This is a genomic window from Micromonospora sp. NPDC005197, from assembly GCF_040608295.1.
Classification (GTDB): domain Bacteria; phylum Actinomycetota; class Actinomycetes; order Mycobacteriales; family Micromonosporaceae; genus Micromonospora.
In genome coordinates, this window is the sequence record NZ_JBEXHY010000253.1 from 1 (window position 1) to 2,506 (window position 2,506).

1 protein-coding gene is annotated in these 2,506 nt (G+C 67.7%); it reads left to right on the plus strand.

Translation table 11 applies throughout. The features are described 5' to 3' along the window. A partial coding sequence (locus tag ABZU46_RS31585; RefSeq protein WP_354863350.1) for a transglycosylase domain-containing protein occupies nucleotides 1-2,459 on the plus strand: 2,459 nt, incomplete at its 5' end. Nucleotides 2,460-2,506: the final 47 nt, after the last annotated feature.

A 2,506-nucleotide genomic window follows, 5' to 3' on the forward strand; every position in this document is an offset into this window, starting at 1 on the left:
CCGCAGGTCGGGCGCGGGTCGGCACCGCCGCCGTCGGCGCCGCCTCGGCGGGCCGGGCCAGCGTCGGTTCCGCGTCGGTGGGTGGCCGTGCCGCGGTGGCCCGGGCGAGCGTCTCGCCGGTCTCCGGCGGACCGGGCGGCCCCGGAGGCCCCGGCGGACCGAACGGTCCGGGTCGCGGTGGCCGGGGCGGTCGCGGCGCGGGTGACCCGGCGGGGGCGGCTCGGGCCAAGAAGCGCAAGCGGATGAACCTGCTGATCGCCGGGTTCGCCGTCTTCATCATGCTCGCTGGCGTCGGTGTGGTCGGGTTCACCTACTACTCGACGAACGTCGTCATGCCCAACGAGTTGCCGCTGCCGCTGTCCACCACCGTGTACGCCAAGGACGGCAAGACCACGCTCGCCAAGCTGGGCAGCGAGAACCGCACCTTCGTCACCATCAACCAGATTCCGGAGCACGTGCAGCACGCGGTGGCGGCAGCCGAGGACCGGAACTTCTACCGGCACTCGGGCGTCGACTACAAGGGCATCGTCCGGGCCGCGTGGAACAACGTCTCCAACGGTGACAAGCAGGGCGCCTCGACGATCACGCAGCAGTACGCCCGCAACGCGTTCGAGAACCTCAAGGATGACACGTACGGCCGGAAGGTGAAGGAGGCCATCCTCGCCTCCAAGCTGAACGACGCGTACAGCAAGCCGGAGATCATGCAGCACTACCTCAACGTCATCTACTTCGGACGCGGCGCGTACGGCATCGAGGCGGCGGCACAGACGTACTTCGGCAAGTCGGCGATCAAGCTGACCCCCGCCGAGGGCGCGGTCCTGGCCGCATTGATCAAGCAGCCGGTCGCGACCGACACCCACAAGGGTTACGACCCGGCGGTCAACCCGACCGACGCTAAGACCCGGTGGGACTACGTGATCGACGGGATGAAGAAGGAGAAGTGGCTGGACCCCGCCACCCCGATCGAATACCCGAAGGTGCTGCCACCGAAGAAGGGCGGCAACGGCTTCGGCGTCGACACCCCCCGGGGCAACGTCATCAACTACGTCCGTCAGGAGATGGACGCGATGGGCCTCTGCTCCGACACCGGCGCGGAGGGCAAGACGAGCTGTGTCGACGCGCTGCGGGACGGCGGCTACCGGATCACCACGACCATCGATCCGAAGCTCCAGACGGCCGCCGAGAACGTCGCCATGCAGTCGAAGAAGGGCTCGGAGCTCAACGACCAGCCCAAGAACTTGATGGCGGCGGTGGTCTCGATCGACCCCAAGAAGGGCCGCGTACTCGCGTACTACGGCGGTGACAGCGGTGCCGACTTCGACTACGCCGGCAAGAACATCGACAAGAACGGCGACCTGACTGGTGGTCACCCGCCGGGCTCCTCGATGAAGGTCTACACCCTCGCCGCCGCGATCGAGGCCGGCATCTCCGTCAAGTCGCACTGGGACCCCACGCCGTACAAGCCCGAGGGTTCCAAGGACCCGATCGGTAACGCCGGCCGGACCAACCTCAAGTGCGGCAAGTACTGCACCCTCGAAGAGTCGACGGTCCAGTCGTACAACGTGCCCTTCTACTGGGTCGCCGACACCATCGGCGCCGACAAGGTCGTCGACATGGCCCGGAAGGCCGGCGTGACCACCATGTGGGACGTCAACCCACCGCGGGCCTACGACCTGTCGAAGAAGGAGAAGAACCCGTTCGACAACTACACCGGTTTCGGCAAGTACCCGCTCACCGTGTTCGACCACGCGAACGCGATGGCGACGTTCGCCAACGACGGCAAGTACATCAAGGCGCACTTCGTCATCAAGGTGGAGCAGCAGGACAAGGACACCGGTAAGTGGAAGGTCGTCGGCAGCGAGCGCATCAAGCCGGAGCAGCGGATCGACAAGAAAATCACCGATGAGGTGACCGGCGTCCTCAAGCAGATTCCCGCCCCCAACCATCTCTCGCTCGAAGACGGCCGTCAGGCCGCCGCCAAGACGGGCACCTGGGAGTACGACGACAAGGACAACGCCCACGCGTGGACGGTCGGCTACACCCCACAGATCGCCACCGCGGTCTGGGTGGGCAGTCGGGACCCGAAGAAGCCGCAGATCCGTCTCGCCAATGGCAAGGACATCGGTGGCTCGACGCTGCCCGGTCCTATCTGGGAGAAGTACATGAACACCGCCCTCAAGGGCCAGGAGGAGATTCCCCTGCCCACCGTCACCGGCGAGGGCGACGTCACGAAGGGCAACGGCAAGGAGGCGCCGCCACCGCCGCCGCCGACCGTTCCGGGTCAGCCCGGCGGCCAGCCCGGTGGGCCGGGAGCACCCTGTGACCCGCTGACCAACCCGTTCTGCCCACGTACCGAGGGCAACCCCGGCGGCAACGGCCCCGGCGGCCCTGGCGGCCCCGGGAACGGCGGAAACGGCGGTGGTCTGCTGCCCGGCCTGCCACCGACCACACGGGACTGACCCGCACCACGCATGACGCCGCCGCCGGCCGGACGAGTCGTCCGGCC